This is a genomic window from Nocardioides sp. Root151, from assembly GCF_001427925.1.
GTDB lineage: Bacteria > Actinomycetota > Actinomycetes > Propionibacteriales > Nocardioidaceae > Nocardioides.
Genome location: NZ_LMGG01000009.1, coordinates 1 through 1,320 on the forward strand (window position 1 = coordinate 1; position 1,320 = coordinate 1,320).

Below are 1,320 nucleotides of genomic sequence, written 5' to 3' on the forward strand. Positions count from 1 at the left end.
CCCGGCTAGGTCAATCGGTCTAAGCAACGGTCATGCTGCTGCCGGTTTGGCGAGCAGCGCAGCCAGCGCTTGTGCGGGGGTCTGCAGGTCAAGGGTAGGGCGGGGCCTGGCGTTGAGTGTGGCAGCGATCCGGTCCAGGTCCTCGGCCGTGTGCACGGACAGGTCACTGCCCTTCTCCAACCAGTGCCGCAGGAGCCGGTTGGTGTTCTCGTTCGTGCCCCGCTGCCACGGCGAGTGGGGGTCACAGAAGTAGACCGGCATCGCGAGCTCGAGTTGGACCTGGCGGTACCTGGCCAACTCCGGGCCGCGGTCCCAAGTCAGCGAACGCCGCAGGTGCTCGGGCAGCTTGCTCATCTCACGGATCATCGCCTCGGCCACCGCCTCGGCGTCATGGCGCCCGGGCAGGTGCAACAAGATGGTGAAACGGGTCGACCGCTCCACCAGTGTGCCGACCGCGGACCCGTTCGCAGTACCCGTGACCAGGTCGCCCTCCCAATGCCCCGGGACCGCCCGGTCGGCGGCCTCGGCGGGTCGTTGCCGGATCGTGAACGCCTCCCGATACAAGCTCGTGCCTCGCCCGTCGCTGCTGCCCCGCGGCTTGCGCTGTCGCCGTTTCAGCGACAGTTGGCGGTGCAGATCGGCGCGCAGCCCACCACGGGCCTGCACGTAGAGCGCCTGGTAGATCGTTTCGTGGCTCACACGCTCCATCATGTTCGACCCGGCATCGGCCCTGAGCACCGCGGCGATCAGACCCGGTGACCACCCGTCATCCATCCACGCCTCGATCCGTCGGCACAGTGCAGGGTTGCTGAGCAGCTTGAACCCCTTGGGGCGGCGACGACGCTCGTGCGCGGCCCGGTGCGCCACCGGAGCCCAGTAGGACCCGTCAGGTCCCCGGTTGCGGTCCACCTCGCGAGAGATCACCGACTTGTCCCGCCCGATCATCGCGCCGATCTGGGCACAAGAGCACTCACACAACAACCCCACCGCGATCACTGCACGGTCCTCACTGGTCAACGCCCGCCGTCGTCGTGGCCGTTCTCCCGGACCGTGCACACCCGGCACACGCGGTGGAGCAGAACCCGGTAGGCCACCGACAGAACCAATCGAAATCACAGGAGTCACAAGCCCCGAGGATCGCCACCACGACCTCCCAGCGGTCACCGACACGCCGACCGCAACAGCCGCGGCCTGCAGCGACATCCCCAAGCAGAGCAACCCGAAGAACTCCTCGCGCTGCTCATACGACACATACCTCGGCATCCACAACACCACCCAACAGGGTTGAGTTGCTTAGACCGATTGATTCCGCCCCCTGCC

1 protein-coding gene is annotated in these 1,320 nt (G+C 67.0%); it reads right to left on the reverse strand.

The window, feature by feature from the left end; all coding sequences use genetic code 11:
* Positions 1–30: 30 nt before the first annotated feature.
* Positions 31–1,263: an IS30 family transposase gene (locus ASD66_RS23955; protein WP_056892498.1), complete on the reverse strand. Its 1,233-nt coding sequence runs from the start codon at positions 1,261–1,263 to the stop codon at positions 31–33.
* Positions 1,264–1,320: the final 57 nt, after the last annotated feature.